At 36.8% G+C, this 23,968-nt stretch carries 21 protein-coding genes; 19 read left to right on the top strand and 2 right to left on the bottom strand.

The genetic code is table 11. The annotated features are described in order from the left end of the window. Positions 1-157: 157 nt before the first annotated feature. Positions 158-1,333 (bottom strand): cyclopropane-fatty-acyl-phospholipid synthase family protein, encoded by a 1,176-nt coding sequence (locus tag CP367_RS08495; protein ID WP_089145799.1) that lies wholly within the window; start codon positions 1,331-1,333, stop codon positions 158-160. A gap of 123 nt (positions 1,334-1,456) precedes the next feature. After that, positions 1,457-2,071, bottom strand: a complete 615-nt coding sequence (locus CP367_RS08490) for a 1-acyl-sn-glycerol-3-phosphate acyltransferase (RefSeq protein WP_057726517.1) — start codon at positions 2,069-2,071, stop codon at positions 1,457-1,459. A 64-nt stretch (positions 2,072-2,135) separates the two neighbouring features. Between CP367_RS08490 and CP367_RS08485 the strand changes: the two genes are divergently transcribed. The 19 genes from CP367_RS08485 to hrcA all read left to right on the top strand — a co-directional run bounded on the left by CP367_RS08485 (position 2,136) and on the right by hrcA (position 23,961). Continuing rightward, a complete protein-coding gene (locus CP367_RS08485) occupies positions 2,136-3,167 on the top strand; it encodes a GIY-YIG nuclease family protein (protein WP_089145798.1) in 1,032 nt (343 codons plus the stop codon). Positions 3,168-3,331: 164 nt separating this feature from the next. After that, positions 3,332-4,105 (top strand): 30S ribosomal protein S2, encoded by a 774-nt coding sequence (rpsB, locus tag CP367_RS08480; RefSeq protein ID WP_005719291.1) that lies wholly within the window; start codon positions 3,332-3,334, stop codon positions 4,103-4,105. A 33-nt stretch (positions 4,106-4,138) separates the two neighbouring features. After that, positions 4,139-5,164 (top strand): translation elongation factor Ts, encoded by a 1,026-nt coding sequence (gene tsf, locus CP367_RS08475; protein WP_013086499.1) that lies wholly within the window; start codon positions 4,139-4,141, stop codon positions 5,162-5,164. Positions 5,165-5,308: 144 nt separating this feature from the next. Further along, positions 5,309-6,034: a UMP kinase gene (pyrH, locus tag CP367_RS08470; RefSeq protein WP_005719286.1), complete on the top strand. Its 726-nt coding sequence runs from the start codon at positions 5,309-5,311 to the stop codon at positions 6,032-6,034. Then, complete coding sequence (gene frr / locus CP367_RS08465) at positions 6,034-6,591, top strand: ribosome recycling factor (RefSeq protein ID WP_023488788.1); 558 nt, start codon at positions 6,034-6,036, stop codon at positions 6,589-6,591. Before pyrH ends, frr begins: the two co-directional genes overlap by 1 nt. A gap of 2 nt (positions 6,592-6,593) precedes the next feature. Continuing rightward, positions 6,594-7,328: an isoprenyl transferase gene (locus CP367_RS08460; RefSeq protein WP_057726514.1), complete on the top strand. Its 735-nt coding sequence runs from the start codon at positions 6,594-6,596 to the stop codon at positions 7,326-7,328. Between the two features lie 2 nt (positions 7,329-7,330). Then, positions 7,331-8,146, top strand: a complete 816-nt coding sequence (locus CP367_RS08455; RefSeq protein WP_023488787.1) for a phosphatidate cytidylyltransferase — start codon at positions 7,331-7,333, stop codon at positions 8,144-8,146. 12 nt (positions 8,147-8,158) lie between these two features. Continuing rightward, positions 8,159-9,415 (top strand): RIP metalloprotease RseP, encoded by a 1,257-nt coding sequence (gene rseP / locus CP367_RS08450; RefSeq protein ID WP_057726513.1) that lies wholly within the window; start codon positions 8,159-8,161, stop codon positions 9,413-9,415. A gap of 27 nt (positions 9,416-9,442) precedes the next feature. Then, complete coding sequence (locus tag CP367_RS08445; protein ID WP_089145797.1) at positions 9,443-11,140, top strand: proline--tRNA ligase; 1,698 nt, start codon at positions 9,443-9,445, stop codon at positions 11,138-11,140. A gap of 5 nt (positions 11,141-11,145) precedes the next feature. Continuing rightward, positions 11,146-15,456, top strand: coding sequence for a PolC-type DNA polymerase III (locus tag CP367_RS08440; protein WP_089145796.1), 4,311 nt, complete (start codon positions 11,146-11,148; stop codon positions 15,454-15,456). A 110-nt stretch (positions 15,457-15,566) separates the two neighbouring features. Beyond that, the gene (gene rimP / locus CP367_RS08435; RefSeq protein ID WP_005722018.1) at positions 15,567-16,043 is read left to right on the top strand and encodes a ribosome maturation factor RimP; all 477 of its coding nucleotides are present in this window, start codon (positions 15,567-15,569) and stop codon (positions 16,041-16,043) included. Between the two features lie 19 nt (positions 16,044-16,062). After that, positions 16,063-17,256, top strand: coding sequence for a transcription termination factor NusA (gene nusA, locus CP367_RS08430; protein ID WP_089145795.1), 1,194 nt, complete (start codon positions 16,063-16,065; stop codon positions 17,254-17,256). A 9-nt stretch (positions 17,257-17,265) separates the two neighbouring features. Then, positions 17,266-17,562 (top strand): RNase P modulator RnpM, encoded by a 297-nt coding sequence (gene rnpM, locus CP367_RS08425; protein ID WP_005719270.1) that lies wholly within the window; start codon positions 17,266-17,268, stop codon positions 17,560-17,562. A 2-nt stretch (positions 17,563-17,564) separates the two neighbouring features. Next, positions 17,565-17,876, top strand: coding sequence for a ribosomal L7Ae/L30e/S12e/Gadd45 family protein (locus CP367_RS08420; protein WP_005719268.1), 312 nt, complete (start codon positions 17,565-17,567; stop codon positions 17,874-17,876). A gap of 4 nt (positions 17,877-17,880) precedes the next feature. Beyond that, on the top strand, positions 17,881-20,484 hold the full coding sequence (gene infB, locus CP367_RS08415) for a translation initiation factor IF-2 (RefSeq protein ID WP_061204775.1): 2,604 nt from the start codon (positions 17,881-17,883) through the stop codon (positions 20,482-20,484). Positions 20,485-20,503: 19 nt separating this feature from the next. Continuing rightward, on the top strand, positions 20,504-20,869 hold the full coding sequence (locus CP367_RS08410) for a ribosome-binding factor A (protein WP_013086491.1): 366 nt from the start codon (positions 20,504-20,506) through the stop codon (positions 20,867-20,869). 55 nt (positions 20,870-20,924) lie between these two features. Then, positions 20,925-21,818: a tRNA pseudouridine(55) synthase TruB gene (gene truB, locus CP367_RS08405; protein ID WP_089145794.1), complete on the top strand. Its 894-nt coding sequence runs from the start codon at positions 20,925-20,927 to the stop codon at positions 21,816-21,818. Between the two features lie 5 nt (positions 21,819-21,823). Then, positions 21,824-22,774, top strand: a complete 951-nt coding sequence (ribF, locus tag CP367_RS08400; RefSeq protein ID WP_023488778.1) for a riboflavin biosynthesis protein RibF — start codon at positions 21,824-21,826, stop codon at positions 22,772-22,774. Positions 22,775-22,911: 137 nt separating this feature from the next. Continuing rightward, the gene (gene hrcA / locus CP367_RS08395; RefSeq protein ID WP_005719259.1) at positions 22,912-23,961 is read left to right on the top strand and encodes a heat-inducible transcriptional repressor HrcA; all 1,050 of its coding nucleotides are present in this window, start codon (positions 22,912-22,914) and stop codon (positions 23,959-23,961) included. Positions 23,962-23,968 lie beyond the last annotated feature (7 nt).

Here is a 23,968-nt window from a genome sequence, read left to right as displayed (position 1 = left end):
AAGAACTTAAATAACCGTCTAAGTATAACAGTAACTGGGACGGTTTTTAAGTACACTATTTTATTTGACGCTTACTTTTAAACTTTAGATTAGAATGATTTTTACTTTAAATAGAAAACAGACCTGCATCTAATGCAGGTCTGTTAATATTTTTAAATTACTTAAGCATGTAATCTCTAGTCATTGGTAAGTTCTTGCCAGAAGGACCTTTGGTAAGCAAGTATTGGTTGACATCGATATTGCCCGATTCAAATGAAGCAGCACAAGCATTTAAGTACATGTCCCACATACGAGTGAAACGTTCCCCCATTTTATCTTCAACTTGATTACGAACAGCATTGAAGTTCTTGTCCCAAATTTCAAGAGTTCTTTGGTAGTGACGACGAAGAGCTTCCATATCAGTGATTTGCAAGCCACTGTCAACGATGTCGCCGACAATTTCTTGCAAACCTGGAATGTAACCACCTGGGAAGATGTATTTGTTGATCCAAGCATTAGTAGCACCGCCTTGTTGACGAGTAATACCGTGGATCAAAGCAATACCATCTTTGTTTAAGTACTTGTAAACATCTTGGAAGTACTTAGGTAAGTTTTCTGAACCAACGTGTTCAAACATACCAACTGAAGTTACGTAATCCCAGGTTTGATCACCAAGTTCACGGTAGTCTTCAAGTCTAACTTCTGCTACATCTTCTAAGCCTTCATCGTAAATACGCTTTTGAACTAGTTTATATTGTTCTTCACTAAGTGTAACGCCAGTAACTTTGAGACCGTATTCCTTAGCAGCGGTGAGCATCAATGTACCCCAACCACAACCGATATCGAGTAAAGTCTTGCCTTTTTGTGGGTCTAATTTATTTAAAATGTGGTGAACTTTAGCAATTTGCGCTTGTTCAAGATCGTTTTCGTTGCCATTTTCAAAATAAGCACAAGAATAAGTCATAGTAGGATCAAGCCATAACTTGTAGAAGTCGTTACCAATGTCATAGTGACTTTGCACGTCTTCTTCACTTTGCTTTTCAGTGTGCTTTTGTTTTGGCAAGAATTTGCGGAACTTTGAAGAACGCATGAAACTGTCGGCACTTTCGTAAGCACCAAAAATTAATTTTTGAATATCCCCATAGATTTCAATCTTTTTATCCATGTATCCTTCACCAAGTGCGAGTGAAGCATTTCTAGTAATATCGCCCATAGGGATCTTTTCGTTAAAGACAATTTCGATTTCAGGAGTACCATTACCGTAGACTTCGCTTTTACCGTCCCAGTAGGTTACTTTAACGGGAAAAGGGAAGGACTTGCTAAGCATCATTTTGTAAAATGTTTTTTCTAACAATTATCTTTCCTCCAATAATTATTAAACCTAATTATTTATTTTAACACTAAAAAATTTATGCAATAAAAAATACTCAGCTAATGATCATAGTTTAAAAATTTAACCATTAACTGAGCATTGATGTTATTTAGCTACATAGTGGAAATTAGGGTCTAGTTCATCATCCAGTTTATTCCAAGCATCTTCTAATTGCTTATAAATAATTTGTTCATTTTCGTGAGTTAACTTAGTCTTTTTATCAATCGTAATTGGATTGCCGAAGTTAACTTCCATTGGCTTTCTTTTCAATAAACCTTTAAAAGTTAATGGACCCTGGTAAACTACTGGAACCATTGGCTTTTGCGACATTTTAGAAATTAAAAGTGCACCACCTTTTAATTCAGCAGAGTGTCTTGTGCCCGATGGAAAAATGATTAATGATAATTCCCCTTTTCTTAATCCTTTTACTGGGATTTTTAATGCAGATGGTCCTGGATTTTTTCGATCGACAGGAAAGGCATGGGCATGATCTAAAATAAAACGTAAAACCGGATTTTTGAATAGTTCGATTTTAGCCATGAACATAAATTCCATTGGACTAGCACCTAAGGCAAACAAGATAGGTTCCCACCAGGTACGGTGAGGTGCAACTAAGATATAGTTACCTTTAGGTAAACGATTCTTGTGATGAATATGTAAGTGTCCATTTAGTACCCATACGATAAAGCGGGCAATCGGACGAATTATTTTATAAAACATCTTTTTGTTCCTCCAATTGTTGTAATATTATAAAAATAGATAGACGAGAAAGGCAAATATTTTTATGGTTGAGCTTAAAGATAATGAACGAATCGATTATATGTACAGTGATAATTTGCGAATTATCCAAGATAAAACAGCCTTTAGTTTTTCAATGGATACCTTATTATTAGCATATTGGGCTAAAGGATTAATTCGCGATAAGGATAAAGTAGCAGATTTATGTGCGGGTAACTGTGCCGCAACTATTTATATGGCATATTTTAACCGAGCACATTACGATGCAATTGAAATTCAAGATGAAATTTATTCTCAAGCGGTGCGTTCGATTGAATTAAACGATATGGAGAATCGAATTTCAGTTTATCAAGATAATGTGTTAAATGCTCCGCATTTTTTGCGTAAAGATAGTTATGATGTGGTGACGGTAAATCCACCGTATTTTAAAGCTCCAGAAGGTCATGAAGTTAATCCAGATCGCAAAAAGGCAATCGCTCGCCATGAACTTTTGATTAATTTAGAGCAAATAATTGAAGTGGCTAGTGGCTTGCTTAAGATGAAGGGCAAGATGTTCATGGTACATCGACCAGAGCGACTAAGTGAGATTGCTTACTACTGTATAAAGCATGATTTGAGTATTAAAATGGTGCAGCCTTTTGTGCCACATCGCGGTGAAGATGCCAATTTAGTGATCGTTGAAGCTGTTAAACATACAGGGACTGACGGAACTGTTTTAAAAGATGCAGTTGAAGTTCATGAAGCAAACGGTGATTTTACGCCATTAGTTCAGCGAATCTCTCGAGAAACTGAAGAAGATGAGGCTAAGCATGAAGCACAAGGCAAATACTATTTTTATGTATTATTGTGCAATGATGGCAGTTTTTATGGTGGCTTTACCAATGACTTAGAGCATCGCTTAAAAATGCATAATTCTGGGAAGGGTGCTAAGTATACCAAAACGCGGCGTCCTGTACGGATGATTTATCATGAACAGTTTGACGATAAGCGTTTAGCTTTGAAACGAGAATATTGGTTTAAACATCATTCACGTGCTTGGAAGGAAAAATTTTTGCATGAGCATAATATAAAGTTTTAATCCTTGCATACTGTAATCTTTTCTTGTAGAATATTTGAGTATGCTGTGTCAGCATATGAAACTTAAAACACATCAAGAGCGATCATCATCGTGGTGCCCAGGGTAGTGGTTAGATGATGAAATGAACGCTTGAGAGGATATAAAACCATAGGAGGAATTTAAATATGGCAGACGTTGTTACAATGAAGCAATTGCTTGAAGCTGGTGTCCACTTTGGTCACCAAACTAGAAGATGGAACCCAAAGATGGCTCCTTACATTTTCACTCAAAGAAATGGTATCTACATCATTGATTTGCAAAAGACTATCAAGATGTTAGATGATGCTTACAACTTCATGAAGGCTGTTGCCCAAGACGGTGGCGTTTTCTTATTTGTAGGTACTAAGAAGCAAGCTCAAGATTCAATTGCTGAAGAAGCAACTCGTGCAGGTCAATACTACGTAAACCAACGTTGGTTGGGTGGTACTTTGACTAACTGGTCAACTATGCAAAGCCGTATTAAGAGATTAAAGCAATTAAAGCAAATGTCAGAAGATGGTACTTTTGATGTTCTTCCAAAGAAGGAAGTTGCTCTCTTAACTAAGGAAATGGACAAGCTTGAAAAATTCTTTGGTGGTATTGAAGATATGCCAAGAATTCCAGATGTATTGTTCGTAGTAGACCCTAAGAAAGAAAAGATTGCTGTTCACGAAGCTAACATTTTGGGTATCCCAGTTGTAGCTATGGTTGATACCAACACTGATCCAGACCCAATCGACGTAGTTATTCCATCAAACGATGACGCTATTCGTGCTATTCGTTTGATTGCTGGTGCTATGGCTGATGCTGTTGTTGAAGGTCAACAAGGTCAAGATGATGAATCAGTTGAAGTTGACTTCAAGGAAAATGCAGACGGTTCAGAAGAAATCGTTAGCGCTGAAGAAAACCCAGAAGACTAGATTTTACTATTAGTTCCGTAGGAGGATCTATTAATGGCACAAATTACTGCAAAATTAGTTAAAGAATTACGTGAACGTACTGGTGCTGGCGTTATGGACGCTAAGAAGGCATTAGTAGAAGTTGACGGTGACATGGATAAGGCTGTTCAATACCTTCGTGATAAAGGTATGGCTAAGGCAGCTAAGAAGGCTGACCGTGTTGCAGCTGAAGGTTTAACTGGCGTTTACGTTAATGGTAATGTGGCAGCTATTACTGAAGTTAACTCAGAAACTGACTTTGTTTCTCAAAACGACAAGTTTGTTAACTTGGTAAATGAAGCTACTAAGACTATTGCTGAAGGTAAGCCAGCTGATATGGAAGCAGCTAAGGAATTGAAGATGACTGATGGTACTACTTTAGACCAATCATTCGTTAACGCAACTGCTACAATTGGTGAAAAGATTGTTTTACGTCGTTTTGCTTTAGAAGAAAAGAATGACGACCAAGAATTTGGTGCTTACCAACACAATGGTGGTCAAATTGGTGTTATCACTGTTTTAGAAGGTGCAGATGCTGCAACTGCTAAGCACTTGGCTATGCACATCGCTGCTATGAGCCCTAAGGTTATTTCACCAGACGAATTAGATGATCAATTTATCACTGATCAATTAGCTGTGATGAACCACAAGATTGACCAAGACAATGAAAGTCGTGCATTGGTACATAAGAAACCATTACCTCACCTTGTTTACGGTTCAGCTAAGCAATTAACTGATGATGTTTTGGCTAAGGCTAAGGAAGACATCAAGGCTGAACTTAAAGAAGAAGGTAAGCCAGAAAAGATTTGGGACAGAATTATTCCTGGTAAGATGCAACGCTTTATTGACGATAATACTCAAGTTGACAAGCAATTTGCAGTGTTATCACAAGACTACATTATGGACGATAGCAAGACTGTTGGCGAATTTTTGAAGGAAAAAGGTGCTAAGTTAGTTGCTTTCCAACGTTACGAAGTTGGCGAAGGTATCGAAAAGAAGCAAGAAGACTTCGCTGCTGAAGTTCGTGAACAAATGAAGTAGTCATTATTACATAATTATCATAGAAAGGAGGAGTACACCGTGTGCTCCTTCTTTTTTTGTAAAAATTTTGTAGTGTTTTAAGTGTTAAAAGACATTGCGGCATTAGATATGGTAGAATAATTAAAGCTATTAGAGGAGGTCATTATGAGTCAAGTTAAATATAAACGTGTCATTTTAAAAATATCAGGTGAAGCTTTAGCAGGTGACAAGGGTACGGGTATTAATCCTACTGTAATTGGTCACTTAGCTAAAGAAATCAAATCAGTTCATGATTTAGGTGTTGAAATTGGTATCGTCTGTGGTGGCGGTAACATGTGGCGTGGTGAAACTGGCGCTAAGTTGGGTATGGAACGTGCTCAAGCAGATTACATGGGTATGTTAGCAACTATCATGAATGGTTTAGCTTTGCAAGATGGTCTTGAAAAAATAGGTGTTCCTACTAGAATGCAAACTTCAATTGAAATGAGACAGATTGCGGAGCCTTACATTAGAAGAAGAGCTTTGCGTCACCTTGAAAAGGGTCGTGTAGTCATTTTTGGTGGTGGTACTGGTAATCCATACTTCTCAACTGATACTACTGCAGCCCTTCGTGCAGCTGAAATTGGTGCTGATGTAATTTTGATGGCTAAAAACGGTGTTGACGGTGTTTACTCAGCTGATCCAAAGACTGATCCTTCAGCAACTAAGTTCTCAGAATTAACTCAACTTGATTTAATTTCAAAGGACTTGAAGGTCATGGATAGAACTGCAAGTTCACTTTCAATGGATACTGAAATTCCATTAATTGTCTTTAACGTTAATACTCCAGGCAATATCAAGAAGGTTGTATTGGGTGAAAATATTGGTACTGTTATTAGAGGTGATAAATAATGAATAACGAAACTATTGAAAAAGCAAAAACTAAAATGACGGATTCTATTAAGGTTTATCAAAAGAGATTAGCTTCTATCCGTGCAGGTGTTGCTAACGCTGCTCTTCTTGATAATGTCCAAGTAGAATACTATGGGGCACCAACTCCATTGACTCAAATGTCTAGTATTACCATTCCTGAACCACGTGTATTGCTTATTACTCCATATGATCAAAATTCATTAGATGATATTGAACATGCATTGTTGGCTTCAAACTTAGGATTAACTCCGGCAAATGATGGTAAGGTAATTAGATTAGTAATCCCTCAACTCACTGGTGAAAGAAGAGAAGAAATTGCCAAAGAAGTTGGAAAATTTGCGGAAGAAGCTAAAATTGCTGTGAGAAATGTTCGCCGTGATGCCATGAATACTTTGAAAAAAGATGAAAAGAATGGTGATATTACTGAAGACGAACAACGTAGCTTAGAAAAGCAAGTACAAAAAGTAACTGATGATGCTGCTAAGCAGATTGACCAACTTGCTGATGAAAAGCGTAAGGAAATTACTCAAGGTTAAAGATGAGTAATAAGGATAATGAATTAAATCATTTAGCCATTATTATGGATGGTAATGGACGTTGGGCAAAAAAGAGGCATAGACCTCGTTTTGTTGGCCATCGAGAGGGAATGGATAATGTTGAGCGGATTACTTTAGCTGCTGATAAATTAGGAATTAAAGTTTTGACACTTTATGCTTTTTCTACTGAGAATTGGGCTCGTCCTAAAGAAGAAGTAGCTTACTTAATGAACCTCCCTGTTCGCTTTTTTGATAAATACATGCCAACATTGATGGAAAATAATGTTAAGGTAAATATCATGGGCTATTTGGATGAATTGCCTGAAAAGACTTATCGCATTGTTCAACGTGCAATGTCAGAGACGGCCAATAATACAGGCTTAATTCTGAATTTTGCTTTTAACTACGGGTCAAGAAGAGAAATTACGTCTGCTATGCAGGAGCTCGGTGGAATGATTGAAGCTGGTTCACTGAAAAGCAAAGAAATTACTGAAAAAATGATTTCAGACCATTTGATGACTAAAAACTTTGGTCCATATCAAGATCCGGATTTATTAATTAGAACGTCCGGTGAACAGCGAATTTCTAATTTCTTGTTATGGCAATTAGCATATTCAGAACTTGCCTTTAGCGAAAAAAATTGGCCAGATTTTGATGAAAATGATTTAAAAAAATTTGTAGAAGATTATAAGCACCGTAACCGGCGCTTTGGTAAAGTAGACGAATCGGATAGTTAAATATGAAACAACGTACAATTACGGCAATTATTGCCTTATGTCTTTTTATTCCAATTGTGCTCGCAGGTGGCCTTTGGATGGATTGGCTGACTGTATTATTCGCAGCAGTTGGCATTAGCGAAATCTTTTTAATGAAGAAACAAATCTTAGTTTCTTTTAATTTCTTGTTAGCCTTACTTGCAACTTTAACCTGGACAGTTCCAGACTCATTCTTTAAAGTATTTCCTTCAAATATCACTAAATTAGGTGTGTTTTATGGAATTATTATGTTGTTCTTGACTTGGACTGTTCTTTCAAAGAATAAAACCACTTTTGATGATGTAGGTGTATATATTTTGGCTGCACTTTACATTGGAATAGGTTTTCACTATATGGCAGCCATTAGAGCATACCCACAAAACGGTTTAGCATTGCTGGGTTATGTTTTTGTTGTTGTTTGGTCCACTGATATCGGTGCCTACATGATTGGACGTAAGATTGGAAAACATAAATTGTGGCCAGTTATTAGTCCTAATAAAACATGGGAGGGCTCGATCGGTGCAGTTATTTGTGCCTTAATTTGTAGTGCCATCTACATGGCGATTCTTGGCAGCTTTGGTATTAACTTTGGTGTATCTGAATTAACGATGATTATTCTGGCCTTTTTCTTATCAATTGTTGGTCAAATGGGTGATTTAGTTGAATCAGCTTACAAGCGTTTCTATGGTGTGAAAGATTCCGGAAAGATTTTGCCGGGTCATGGTGGTATCCTGGATCGCTTTGATAGTATGCTGTTTGTATTGCCAGTAGTGGCTACAATTTTAGGTATTGTTCATTAGGAGAATTTTTTATTGAAGGGTATACTAATCTTTATCGTCGTCTTTGGTATATTGGTATTTGTCCATGAATTTGGGCATTTTATCGTAGCCAAAAAGTCAGGTATTTTGGTTAGAGAATTCTCAATTGGAATGGGTCCAAAGCTTTTTCAAATTAGACGTAACCCCACCACTTATACCATTCGTTGGTTACCACTTGGTGGGTATGTTCGTTTAGCAGGCGCTGACGATGAAAGCAAGCTGGATCCTGGTATGACGGTTGTTTTACAATTGAATGAACAAAATGAAGTAGTGAGAATTGATGCTTCAGAAAGCGAAATACCAATTGAAGGAATTCCCGTTCAAGTAACAGAGGCTGATCTAGTAGACGATTTAATAATTAAGGGTTACGAAAATGGCGATGAAAATGATCCAGTAACTTATCACGTAGCTCATGATGCAACTATTATTGAAAAAAACGGAACTGAATTAATTATTGCGCCTCGAGATACACAATTTAATCAAGCTAATGTTTGGCAAAAGTTGGCAACTAATTTTGCTGGACCTTTTATGAACATTCTTCTTGGGTTTGTAGTATTTTTAATCTGGACATTTACAGTTCCAGGTCCAGCAACAACTACAGTTGGATCAACTCAGGCTAATTCACCAGCGCGTGATGCAAAAATTGTGACTGGTGATCAGATTGTGGCAATTAATGGACAAAAGATTAATAATTTTGATCAAGTGTCACAGCAGATTAATCAAAGTAAAGGCAAGGCCTTACACTTTGAATTAAAGAAAAATGGTCAAATTAGGAAAGTTACAGTTAAGCCAAAAGCTCATAAAATTCAAAAACAAACAGTTTATCAAATTGGTATTGTAGCTAAGAGCAATGAGAATGCAGTTGTTAAATTAAAACGTGGCTGGGATACAGCTGTTTCAACTACCGGTCTGATTTTCAGAGCCGTAGGTAACTTATTTAGCCACTTTAGTTTGAATAAATTATCAGGTCCAGTTGGAATTTATTCTCAAACTTCACAAGTTTCACAAATGGGCTTTACTTATGTATTAGCCTTTTTAGGAATGATTTCGATTAATTTGGGAATTGTCAATTTAATTCCAATTCCTGGGCTTGATGGTGGTAAACTTTTATTGAACTTAATTGAATTAGTTCGCGGTAAACCGATTTCTGAAGAACATGAGGCAATTGTTGAATTAATTGGTTTCGGCTTATTATTAGTTTTAATTATTGCAGTTACAGGTAACGATATCTATCGCTATTTTATTAAATAATTATATTTTTTACTTTAGGAGATAAGAATGCGTCAATCAAAATTTTTTATGCCAACTTTGAAGGAAGCACCATCAGATGCAGTGGCTGAAAGTCATAAGCTGATGATTAGAGGTGGGTATATTCGCCAAGTCACAGCTGGAGTTTATGCTTATCTTCCATTAGGCTACCGTGTTTTACGCAAGGCTGAGGGAATCATTGAACAAGAAATGGATAAAATTAATGTTCCAGAAATGATTATGCCTCATTTACTTCCTGCAACTTTGTGGCAAGAAAGTGGCCGTTACAAGAAATATGGTGCAGAAATGTTCAAGTTAAAAGATCGTCATGGACGTGAAAGCTTGCTTGGACCTACACATGAAGAAACTTTTACCGAAATTATTGCTAAGAACTTAAAGAGTTACAAACAAATGCCACTTGCTTTGTATCAAATTCAGACTAAGTTTCGTGATGAGAATAGACCTCGTTTTGGCCTTCTTCGTGGGCGTGAATTTGTAATGCTTGATGGTTACAGTTTTGCTGCAACTCGTGATCAATTGGATGAACAATTTGATGATCAAAAAAATGCATATAAGCGTATCTTTAAACGTGCCGGTGTTACTGTTCACCCTGTAATTGCTGACTCAGGTACAATGGGAGGTAAAAACTCTACTGAATTTCAAGCCCCTGCTGCTATCGGTGAGGATACAATTGCTACTAATGAAAAAGGAACATATGCTGCCAACCTTGAAATGGCTAAGAGTATTGATACTTTCAAGCAAGAACCAGAAGATGCTAAGCAATTAACTAAGGTAGCTACGCCAGGCTGCGATACAATTGAAAAATTAGCTAAATTCCTCGATGTACCAGCTACTAGAATTGTTAAAAGTATTTTATACATTGCTGATGAGCAAAAAGTTTTAGTATTAATCCGTGGTGACAAGCAAATCAATGAGGTTAAGTTGGGGCATATCCTTGACGCTGATGAGGTTCATGAAGCAAATACTGCTGATTTAAAGGAAATCACTGGTAGTGAAAAGGGTGGCGTTGGTCCTGTTAATGCAGATTGGGCTGATAAGATTATTGCAGATGAAACTGTTAAGAATCTTTACAACGTTGTAGTTGGTGCAGGTGAAACCGATTATCAATTTGAAAATGCTAACTTAGACCGTGATTTCAAGGTGGATGAATTTGCTGATATTCGGACTGCTAACGAAGGTGAACCAGATCCTGTTGATCATTTACCGCTTAAGTTCACTACTTCAATTGAAGTTGGTCACATTTTCAAGTTGGGTACTTATTACACTAAGACCATGGGTGCAGATTTCTTAGATCAAAATGGTAAAGCAAAGCCTGTCATCATGGGTTCATACGGTATTGGCGTTACTAGAATGTTATCAGCAGCTGTTGAACAACACTTAACTGAACGTGGTGTTGCATGGCCAAAGGAAATCGCTCCATTTGCAATACATATTGTTCAAATGAAGATGAATAAAGAAGATCAGACTGAATTAGCTGAAAAACTTGAAAAGAAATTCAGTGAAAAGTATGATGTTTTATACGATGATCGTAAAGAGCGTGCTGGTGTTAAGTTTGCTGATGCAGATTTAGTCGGTGCACCAATTAGAATTACGATTGGTAAGAAGGCTGCTGATGGCATTGTTGAAATTAAGCGACCAACTGATGACAAAGCAACCGAAATGTCAATTGATGAATTAGATAAGTTTGTAAATCAAGAGTTAGGATAATTTTTGTGGCAAATAAAAACGATCTTTTCTTAAAATTGCTCAAACAGGTTCAATTTCCTGATAGTTTTGAAGACAATGCGCTTCTACAAAAAGGGAAAATTGAAAACGTGGATGTTTACGCTAAAGAACACAGGTGGGATATCCACGTTTTTTTTGATACTCCCTTGATGTATGACACCTATGTAGCATTAAGAAAAGCTGTAGAAGAAACTTTTTCTTCTTTTGTAAATGTAAGATTTTATGTTGGAACAGCTGATGGTTCTGATCAATATTTACCAGATTATTGGCATTATGTAGTTCAAAATTCAAATATTTTGCAACCTGTGGCTCGTGAATTTTTGGCTGGCCAAAAACCTAAAAAAGTTGATGGCCGCTGGGTTATTCCAGTTGATAATAATGTGATTGATGGTTTAATTGAGCAGAAGGCTTTAGATGATTTAGCTGAAGAGATGCGTGATTATGGCTTCTTTAATTTGAAATTTATAACTCAGCTGGATCAGACAAGTTCTAAAAACAATTTAGAAAGTTTGCAGGAGTTGCAACAAGAGCATGAAAAAAGCATGCAGGAAGTCTTTGAGAAGACGCCAGACAAACCTAAACCGCAACAACCTAAACAGTATCCAACTAGACGTACTAATTATGGTAAACGTAAATTAGATGAAAATGCTCCAATTACACAAATTAAAGAGCTGGAAGATGGCGTACGTAATGTAGTAATTGAGGGAAATATTTTTAATGTTGAAACTCGTGAGCTTAAATCTGGTGCAATCATTTTTTCTGGCGAAATTACGGATTATAGTGATTCAATTGCATTTAAGAAATTTGTTTCTAATAAAGATGAAATTGAAGAGTTATCTGCAATTAAACCAGGAACTTGGGCTAAAATGCAGGGGTCAGTTGCTGATGATCAATATATACATGATGTAGTTTTTAATATTAGTAGCTTAGAGACTGTCGAGCATGTTGGGCGAACTGAAAAATACGAAGGTGAGCCTAAACGAGTTGAACTACATGTTCATACTAATATGAGTCAGGTTGACGCAACTAATACTCCGACGGACTTTATTAAAACTGCTAAGAAGTTTGGACAAAAGGCAATTGCGATTACCGATCATGGTGATGTTCAATCATTCCCTGAAGCATATAGCAGTGGTAAAGCACTGGACATGAAAATATTGTATGGTGTAGAAGCTAATATGATTGATGATCATGCTTTACTAGTTTTGAATCCTGCACCGATGACCTATGAAGACCGCGAGTTTGTAATTTTTGACGTTGAAACTACGGGGTTGTCATCTGTTTACGACACAATTATCGAGATTGGTGCGGTTAAGATGAAGAATGGAGAAGTGCTTGAACGCTTTGATAAGTTCATTAATCCGCACCATCCTTTAAGTGAGCAAACTATTAATTTGACTTCAATTACAGATGAAATGGTTGGCGCAGCCGATGATGAAGCAGTTGTCATTAAGCAATTCCAAGACTTTTATGGCGATCGACCACTGTGTGGACATAACGTTCAATTTGATGTTGGGTTTGTTAATGCAGCATTAAGACGTGCAGGGCTAAAAGAAATTACTCAGCCAGTAGTTGATACACTTGAAGTATCGCGTTTACTACATCCAGAGCAGAGTCGTCATACTTTAGATTCATTAGCTAAGAAGTATAATGTTTCTTTGGAACACCATCACCGGGCAAATCAGGATGCTGAAGCAACTGGCTATTTAATGTTTAAATTGTTAGATGCTTTTAATAAAAAGTATCATGAAAATAATTTGAATAATTTGAATGGCTATGCAGCACATGGTGAAGTTTATAAACGAGCCCGTCCTTCCCATATGACAGTTTTGGCAAAGGATCAAGCTGGATTAAAGAATCTTTACAAATTAGTATCAATTGCCAGCACGAAGGACTTTTTCCGTATTCCTCGTACGCCGAAGTCAGATTTGGCTCGTTTGCATGATGGTTTACTTTATGGTTCTGGTTGTTGGCAAGGCGATGTCTTTATCGCAATGATGCAAAAAGGTTACGACGAAGCAAGAGAAAAAGCTAAATTTTATGATTATCTTGAAGTTCAACCTCCAGCAACCTATTCGCAATTAATTGCTGATGGTTTGATTAAGGATGAAGATCAATTACATGAAATTATTGAAAATATTATTAAATTAGGGAAGGAATTAAATAAGCCTGTAGTTGCAACTAGCGATGCCCACTACGTTGACCAAAAGGACGCTATTTATCGTAAAATTTTGATTGCGGCTCAGAGATCAAACCCTAGTCGAAATAAGCCGCAGCCAGATTTGCATTTCTATTCAACACAGGAAATGCTAGATGCATTTTCATTCTTAGGCGAAGATGTGGCTAAGGAAATTGTTATTGACAATACCAATAAAATTGCTGATGAATTGTCAGAAATTCAGCCAATTAAAGATGGGTTATACCCACCACATATTGAACATGCCGATGAAGAAATGAAGAAGTTGACCTATGATAAGGCTTATGAATTATATGGTAAGTCATTACCGAAGATTGTTAAGGATCGAATAGATTTAGAATTAAATTCCATTATTTCGAATGGTTATGCGGTTATTTACTTGATTTCTCAGCGTTTAGTAGCTAAGTCAAATAAAGATGGCTATTTGGTAGGTTCTCGTGGTTCTGTTGGCTCTAGTCTAGTAGCAACGATGTCAGGAATTACTGAAGTTAATCCGTTAGCTCCACACTATCGTTGTCCTAACTGTAAGTATTCACAATTCTTTGAAAATGGGGAATATGGTTCTGGTTTTGACTTGCCTGATAAAGATTGTCCAAAATGTGGAACTCCATTAGTTAAAGATGGACAAGATATCCCATTTGCGACTTTCTTAGGATTTCACGGCGATAAGGTTCCTGATATCGATTTGAACTTCTCAGGTGACTATCAACCAGTAGCCCATAATTTTATTCGAGTAATGTTTGGACCAGATAATTCATATCGTGCTGGAACGATTGCGACTGTTGCGGATAAGACTGCTTACGGTTATGCTAAACACTACGATGAAGAGCATGATTTAAAGCTAAGAAATGCGGAATTAGACCGTTTGGCCGCTGGTGTCCGTGGTGTCAAAAGAACTACTGGTCAACACCCTGCAGGAATTGTTGTAGTGCCCGATGATATGGACATTTACGATTTTACGCCGGTATCGTATCCAGCCGATGATGTAAATGCCGCTTGGTTGATTACTCACTATGACTTCCACTCTATTCATGATAATATTTTGAAGTTTGATATTCTGGGACATGATGATCCAACTATGATTCGTCACTTGCAGGATTTGTCTGGGATTGATCCATTGACTATTCCACCCGATGACCCTGGAGTCATGTCATTATTTTCTAGTCCTGATATTTTAGGTGTTACTCCAGAGCAGATTCAATCAGAAACTGGAACTTTGGGTGTTCCAGAATTTGGTACCCGTTTTGTTAGAGGAATGCTTGAGGAGACTAAGCCAACGACATTTTCTGAATTATTACAGATTTCAGGTTTGTCCCATGGGACTGATGTATGGCTAGGAAATGCTGAGGACTTAATCAATCAAGGAATTTGCAAACTGAAAAATGTAATTGGTTGTCGTGATAACATCATGATGGACTTAATTCACTGGGGCGTTAAGCCAGAAGTTGCCTTTTCAACAATGGAATCCGTTCGTCATGGTCGTGGTATCAGCGATGAAAATATGGCTATTTTAAAGAAAAATAAGAATATTCCAGATTGGTATATTCCTTCTTGTCTGAAGATCAAGTACATGTTCCCTAAGGCTCACGCTACGGCTTACATTTTAATGGCTCTACGAATTGCTTGGTTTAAAGTATATTATCCTGAAATCTATTACACAGCTTACTTTTCAGTTCGTGCCGATCTATTTGATTTGGTTGCAATGAGTCATGGTAAGAATACTGTTAAGGCTGCAATGAAGGAAATTCAGGATAAAGGGAACGATGCATCAGCTAAGGATAAGAGTTTGATGACCGTGCTAGAAATAGCTAATGAATGTCTAGAACGAGGGATTAAGATCAAAATGGTTGATATTGATCAATCTGAAGCAACTGACTTTAAGATCTTAGATAAGCATACAATTTTAGCACCGTTCAATGCTGTTCCTGGTTTAGGGGATAATGCAGCTAAGCAGATTGTAGCTGCTCGTACAGAAAAGAAGTTTTTGTCTAAAGAAGATTTAGCTAAGCGCGGTAAAGTATCACAAACAATTATGAATTATTTCGAAGAAAATGGTGTCTTGGAAGGGATGCCAGATGAAAATCAATTATCACTTTTCTGATAGTTAAATTTTACAAGATCAGGTAAAACATGGTATACTACGTATGAAGTTCGAATAGGTAAATTCGAGTGAGCAGTGATGCTCACTCTTTTTATTACGGAGGAAAATTTTTGTCTAAAGTTATAGATTCTGTTCGTCCAGTTGTCGAAACAATTATTGATGAACATGGTGACATGTTGGTTGATATGGAATACGTTAAAGAAAAGGGGCAAAATTATTTACGCATTTATGTTGATCGCCAACCAAACGGTATTGACATTGATGAGATTGCAGCTTTAAGTGAACTTGTTTCCGAAAAGCTGGATGCTCTTGATCCCGATCCGCTTCCAGATCCCTATGTTTTGGAATTATCATCTCCAGGGGCAGAACGACCAATCAAAACAAAAGCTGATTGGGAAAAAGCTCTGAATGATTACATTCATGTCGGTCTTTATCAAAAGATTGAGAATAAAAAAATGTATGAAGGTACACTCAAGTCTTATAATGATGACGAAGTTGTATTAGAAATAAAAGATAAGACAAGACGAAAAACATTAACTGTTCCCCGTAAGTTAATTGCAAATATTCGTTTTGCAATTGAATTTTAGAAAGGTTGATCAAAAACTTATGTCTAAAGAAATGCTAGAAGCGTTTGCTACTTTGGAAAATACCAAGGGCATTAAGCAAGATGTTATTGTTGATGCAATTAAAGCCGCTTTGGTAGCTGCATACAAAAAGAATTATAATCAAGCACAAAACGTTGAAGTTGATTTTGATGAAAGAAAAGGTAACTTCAAGGTAATGGCAGTTAAAACTGTTGTTGACGAAGTGCAAGATGACCGTCTTGAAGTTAGTTTAAAGGATGCTTTAACAATTAATCGTGCTTATGAGGTAGGCGACGAAATTCGTTTTGAAGTAACACCTAAAAATTTTGGTAGAATTGCCGCCCAAACTGCTAAGCAAGTTATCATGCAACGTCTACGTGAAGCCGAAAGAAAACATATTATTGATGAATATTCACAATATGAAGATGAATTGGTTACTGGTACCGTGGAAAGACGCGACAATCGTTTCGTTTATGTAAAGATTGGTAATGTTGAAGCTGTTATGCCTCACCGTGATCAAATGCCAAATGAGGTTTACAATCCCCAAGACCAGATTCGTGTACTAGTAACTCATGTTGGCTCCGATAGCAAGGGTGCACAAATTACAGTCTCAAGAACTGCTCCTGACATGGTTAAACGATTGTTTGAACAAGAAGTTCCAGAAATTTATGATGGAACCGTTGAAATTGTTTCAATCGCACGTGAAGCAGGTGACAGAACTAAAATGGCTGTTAAGTCAAATGATCCTAACATCGATCCGGTAGGTACCTGTGTAGGCCAAAAGGGTGCTCGTGTACAAAATGTAGTTAACGAACTTGGCGGTGAAAATATTGATATCGTTAAGTATGAAGAAGATCCATCTGACTTTATTGCTAATGCATTAAATCCAGCAGAAGTGATTGCGGTTCAATTTGGTGATGATGAAGAAGAAAAAAGTGCTTTAGTTATCGTACCAGATTACCAGTTATCACTTGCAATTGGTAAGAAAGGTCAGAACGTTCGCTTAGCTGCTCGTTTGACAGGCTATAAGATTGATATTCGTCCTGAATCTGAAGTAGAATTTGTAGATGAAAAAACAAATGATACAGCTGATGCTGCAGATAGTAGCGAAACTTCTGAAAATGTTGAAAGTACAGATGACGCTGCTGACGTTGAAAGCTCAGATGATACAACTACTGTAGAAGATTCAAGTAAAGAAGATAAAACTGAAGAATAGGTGATTTTTTTGAAAAAAAGAAAAATCCCAATGCGGAAGGATTTATTAACCGATACAATGCAGCCCAAGAAGGAATTAGTACGTATTGTTATCGATAAAGAAAAAAATGTGTCAGTTGATCCAACAGGTAAAAAGGCTGGTCGCGGCGCATATGTTTCCCTTGATCCAAGTAAGATTGAAGCTGCTAAAGAGAAGAATGTATTAGAACGTAGTTTAGGTGCGAAAGTTCCAGATACTTTTTACGATGAGCTTTACTCTTATGTTGATCATCAAAAGGCAAGAAAAGAATTATTTGGTGATAAATAAGATTGCAAAATAGACAAAAAGCAATTAATTTGTTAGGTTTAGCTGAGCGTGCTGGTAAGTTAACTACCGGTACAGAGACAGTCATTAATGAACTTAATAAGCATAAAATCAAAGCGGTTATTATGGCTAGTGATGTTCAAGACAACACGGCAGAAAAAGTAAACCGCGCTGCCAGAAAAGACAATATTCCTATGATAACTATGTTTACTGCCATTGAATTGTCAAAGGCAATTGGCAAAAAACGCAAAGTTTTAGGATTAACTGATGCTGGTTTTGCTAAGGCGTTAGTTAAAAAAATAAATGAAGGAGTGTGATTGGATGGCAAAGAAAAGAATTTATGAAATCGCAAAAGAAGTCGGCGTTGATAACAAAGTTGTAGTCCAAAAAGCAAAGGATTTAGGCTTAGATGTAAAGAATCACATGTCATCAGTAGATGATTCACAGGTTGCAAAGTTAAAGAATAGTTTCCAAAACTCCGCTCCTGCTGCAAAATCTTCTAATAAAAAGAATAAAATAAAAATATCTGTTTCTTCTATTCGCAAAAATGAAAAGAAGCAAGAAGATAATAATAGTTCTAAGAATTCTAAGAAACGCAATAATAAACGTCGTTCAAATAATCACGGTCATGAGAATAAAAATGATCGTAGAAATAATACAGGTAAGCCAAAGGCAGCTGCTTTGTTACAACAATTTAAACAAAAGCAACGGGCAGAAGAAGGGCAACTTAATCGTGAAGCCCAAAAAGCCAGAAAAGAATATCATGAGCAATTAAGACATCCAAAACAAGAACAGCCAGTGAAAGATAATAAGAAAACAACCAACCACAAAGATAACAAGAAGAAAGCAGAACCAGTAGAAAAGAAAGTTATTGGTCCTAAGATTTTAAAGCCTTCTCCAGCTCGTTTGAAGAAGCAACAGCCTGAAGCGACTAAAGAACGAGTTCAAGTTACTATTCCTGAGGCTCCTAAGGAAGAAAAACGCGGCAATAATCGTGGTCGCAACATGGGAAAGCCAGGACGCAAGGGTAAAAATCAATTTGGCAATGGTCGTAGTGACCATTCAGATCGTTCAGAGAGAAAGCGGCGTAAGAATAAAAAACGTCAACAAGAGCAAAAACCAAAGAAAACACTTACTAAGCGTAAGGAACGTCCATTACCAGAAATATTAGTTTACGAAGAAGGTATGAACGCTCAAGATATTGGTAAGTTAATTCACCGTGAACCAGCTGAAATTGTTAAGAAACTCTTCATGCTTGGCGTGATGACTAACCAAAACCAATCTTTGGATAAAGATACAATTGAACTTTTAGCTGCTGAATATGGTATCAATGCTGAGCAAAAAGTTCATGAAGACATCTCTGATATTGATAATATCTATGACAAGAGAATGGAAGAGTCAAAGGAATCTAAAAACCAGGTTAAACGCCCACCAGTTGTTACAATCATGGGACACGTTGACCATGGTAAGACCACTTTACTTGATCGTCTTCGTCATACTCATGTTTCAGCTCATGAAGCTGGTGGTATTACTCAAAAGATTGGTGCTTACCAAGTTAGATTAGATGATCGCTTAATTACATTCTTGGATACACCAGGACACGCAGCATTTTCTAACATGCGTGCACGTGGTGCTGAAATTACTGATATTGTTGTACTGGTTGTTGCTGCAGATGATGGTGTAATGCCACAAACTGTAGAAGCAATTGACCATGCAAAGAGTGCTAATGTTCCAATAATTGTAGCAATTAACAAGATGGATAAGCCAGGTGCAAATCCACAACACGTAACTGAGGAATTAATGAAATACAATTTGATTCCTGAAGATTACGGTGGTGATACTATCTTCGTTAATATTTCAGCTAAGACAGGTCAAAATGTTGATGACTTATTACAAATGATCTTGTTGCAATCTGATGTGATGGAACTTAAGGCTAATCCAACTGAAATGGCAATTGGTACCGTGATTGAAGCTCGTTTGTCACGTGGTCGTGGACCTGTAGCAGACGTTTTAATCCAACAAGGTACACTTAATGTTGGTGACCCGATTGTTGTTGGTAACACTTTTGGTCGTGTTCGTACTATGACTAATGATCGTGGACGTCAAGTTAAGAAGGCTACACCATCAGAACCTGTTGAAATTACTGGTTTGAACGATGTGCCTGAATCTGCTGATAAGTTAGTTGAATTTAAGGATGAAAAGACCGCTAGAAGTGTTGGTGAAGCTAGAGCACAACAAGCTTTACAAAAGTCTCGTGAAAATGTTCAACACGTAACTCTTGATAACCTCTTCGATACTATGAAGAAGGAAAACATGAAGGAAGTTGACATTGTCTTGAAGGCTGATGTTCAAGGTTCTGTAGAAGCTTTACAACAATCGCTTGAAAAGATTGAAGTTGAAGGCGTACGTGTAAATATCATTCACTCAGGTGTAGGTGCCATTAATGAATCAGATGTAACTTTGGCTGGTGCATCAAATGCATTTATTATTGGGTTCAACGTTCGTCCAACTGCTACTGCTAAGAGCCAAGCTGAAACCGATGGCGTAGATATTCGTCTTTACAGCATTATTTACAAGGCTATTGATGATGTTACTGCTGCCATGAAGGGTATGCTTGAACCAACTTATGAAGAAAAGGTTATCGGTAATCTTACTGTTCGTGAAACTTGGAAGGTTTCTAAGGTTGGTACAATTGCTGGTTCCTTCGTTGATAAGGGCTTGGTTAAGAATGATTCTAAGATTAGAGTTATTCGTGATGGTATCGTTAAGTATGATGGTGAAATTGCTTCACTTAAGAGATTTAAAGATGATGTTAAGGAAGTTAAGCAAGGTAACGATTGTGGTTTAACGATTAAGGACTACAACGACATTAAAGTTGGCGACGAATTCGAAGTTTACGAAATGCAACAAGTTGAGCCTAAGTAATTACTATTAGGAGGAAAACATGAAGCATAGAATTGGTCGTGTTGAAGGTGAAATTCTACGCGAATTAACCAAGATTTTACAAAAGAATATTCGTGATCCGCGCTTAAGTGGTGTAACTATTACCGCAGTTGAATGTACGAATGATCTTTCATATGCAACTGTTTATTACAGCCTGCTAACTGAAGATGAGCATAAGGAAGAAGAGGTTCAGGCAGGTTTTGAAAAGGCAAAAGGCATGATGCGTCATTTGCTTGGTCAAACATTAACTGTTTATAAGGTTCCTGAATTAATTTTTAAACGTGATAATTCAGTTTTGTATGGTAGTAAGATTGACCGTTTGATTGCAGAAGTTAAGAAACAAGATGCTAAGCGGGAAAACAAATAAAAAAGAGGGCGCCGTGATGGTGCCCTTTTTTTGTTGAAAAGAATAGGGAATAATTATGTTAAACGGAATTTTAGTTATTGATAAAGATAAAGGGATGACTAGTGCAGATGTAGTTTATCATTTGCGCCGCGTATTACATATTAGAAAAATAGGACATGCTGGTACGCTTGATCCTGAGGTGACAGGCGTTTTACCAATTGCTATTGGTCAGGCTACTAAATTAATTGAAATGATGCATACTAGGCCAAAAGAATATATTGGCACGGGACTATTTGGTTATAGCACAGATAGTTATGATGCAACTGGAACTGTTTTAAAAGAAAAAAAGTTGATTCAGCCTTTTTCTGGTGCAGAAATTCAAGAAAATATGAATAAATTTGTAGGAGAAATTGTTCAAGTGCCTCCAATTTATTCTGCTGTTAAAGTGAATGGTAAACATCTTTATGAATATGCGCGTGAAGGAATTGAAGTTGAACGGCCTCAGAGAAGGGTTGAAGTCAAACAATATGATCTAACTAAAGAACCAGTTTTTGATATAAATACTGGGCAAGAAAGCTTTGATTTTAAGATTAAATGCAGCAAAGGCACTTATGTTAGATCGTTAGTTAATGATCTAGGTGAAAAATTAGATTGCCCCGCAACGATGACTTATTTGAGAAGAACAGCTAGTTCTGGCTTTGATATTACACAAGCAGTAAAATTAAAGGAGATTGAAGAGAATCCGAAAAAGGCCACTGAACTTATACAGCCGATTGATGCATTTTTTAAGGAATACACTCAGGTTGATTTAACTGAAGAAAAGTGGCTTAAAGTTAAAAATGGAGCAGGTATTTCGCTTGAAACTAATGCGAAAAAAGTTGCACTACGATACAATAAAAAGGTGAAAGCAATTTATGAAAAAAAAGGAAAGCTTTATCGCCCAAGCTTAATGCTGTTGCAAAATGAATAAATGAAATGAAGGAATTAGCTGTGAAAATCGTTCATTTAACATATCCTGTTAAGGAAAATATTTTATCTACTAGAATTGTGCTTGCCCTTGGCTTTTTTGATGGGGTTCATTTGGGACATCAGCGCTTAATTAATCAGGCTAAAGAAATTGCATTACAGAAGAAATTGTCATTAGTTGTGTTGACCTTTGATCGACATCCTAAGGAAGTTTATGAGTCGAAACGAGATTTTAAATACTTAGAAACTTTGGAAGAAAAAGCTAACAAAATGGCGGAATTAGGAGTAGATTATTTGGCTGTTTTACCATTTACTAAAAATTTCAGTCAAATTTCTGCACAAGAATTTGTCGATAATGTAATTGTCAGATTAAATGCTGATACCGTTGTTGCTGGCTTTGATTACACTTATGGTCCTAAGAATATTGCAAATATGGCTAATTTACCCCAATTTTCCAAAGGGCGTTTTAATATTGTAGTGATGCCAAAGCAAACTTTTAACGGTAGAAAAATTGGCTCAACTGAAATTCGTCAAGCAATTAAGGATGGTCAGATGGAATTAGCCACTGAATTAATGGGGCACCATTATGTAATGAGTGGTATCATTGGGCATGGTAAACGAAATGGTCATAAGCTAGGCTATCCAACAGCTAATTTGATTTGGGCAGACCATAAGGTGATTCCTAAAATTGGAGTTTATGCTACCAAGACTAAAGTAAATGGTAAGTGGTATAACTCCATGACTAGCGTTGGCTATAATGTAACCATTAATCAGGACAAGAAGATATATATTGAATCTAATATTTTTGATTTTAATGAAGATATCTATGGTAAGCCAATGAAGATCAAATGGTATAAATATACCAGAGGTGAGAAAAAATTTGCCGGATTACCTGAACTGAAAGAGCAACTTGAACGAGATGAGCAAGAAATTAGGGCTTATTTTAAGCAAAAGGGTTAAGAAGCTACGTACTTTGAAAAAAGTGCGTATTTTTTTGAATAAAATTAGCAATCTACTTGATTTAGTGCTAATTTCTGGTATCATATTAACTGTTAGCACCTGAGAGATGTGAGTGCTAAAAGTGAGGGCGATATAATATGTTGACCGAGCGTCAAGAGCTTATTTTAAAAACAATAATTACAGACTTTACACAAAGTCATGAGCCAGTAGGTTCAAAGACCGTAATGAAGCAGTTGCCAATTAAAGTTTCAAGTGCAACGATTAGAAATGAAATGGCCGTGTTGGAAGAGCAGGGGTTAATTGAAAAAACTCACTCTTCAAGTGGTCGAATTCCTTCAAGCGAGGGCTATCGTTATTATCTTGATAATTTAGTTGAGCCGTTGCAATTACCAGAGTCTGTTTATAATACAATAGGAAGTCAATTAGATCGACCTTTTCATCAAGTAAATGAAATTGTACAAGAAGCTGCACGAATTCTGTCAGATTTAACTAACTATACCGCATTTGCGGAAGGACCTGAGAGTCATGATGTTAGAGTCACAGGATTTAGAATTGTACCGCTGTCTCAACGACAGATTATGGCAATTTTGGTTACAAGTGATGGTAACATTCAAAATCAGGTATATGCTTTGCCACATAATATTCACGGCGAAGAAATTGAAAAGGCTGTCCGCATGATTAATGATCAGTTAGTCGGAAAGAGCCTAAATGAAATCAACGTTTCGTTGCTAAGTGAATTAGCTAAAAACGAATTAGGCGGCGAACATGTGACTGAATTGCTTAGTTTAGTTGAAGATGTCGTAAAAGATGCAGCTAGTGAGCAGATGTATGTGGATGGACAGATTAATTTGCTCAATAATACTTCTGAACATGATGTAAATGACATTCGTTCTTTGTACGAGTTGATTGATCATAATAATCTGTTCACTAATTTAATGGATGCAAAGGTGGATCCAAAGTCTGGAAATTATCCAGTAAAGGTTAAGTTGGGATCTGAATTACCCAATGATTTATTAAAAAATTATAGTTTGCTGACAGCTGAGTACAGCGTTGGCTCCCATGGTAAAGGAACTATTGCTTTACTTGGACCAACGAATATGCCATATTCACAAATGATTGGGTTGCTTGAATATTTTAGAAATGAACTAGCTAAAAAGTTGCTTGATTATTACGGCAAGTTTCAATAAAGGAGGT

The organism is Lactobacillus sp. UMNPBX16, assembly GCF_002553775.1.
Classification (GTDB): domain Bacteria; phylum Bacillota; class Bacilli; order Lactobacillales; family Lactobacillaceae; genus Lactobacillus; species Lactobacillus crispatus.
The sequence above is the reverse complement of the archived record's forward strand: the minus strand, read 5'-3'. Positions and strand labels throughout refer to the sequence as shown.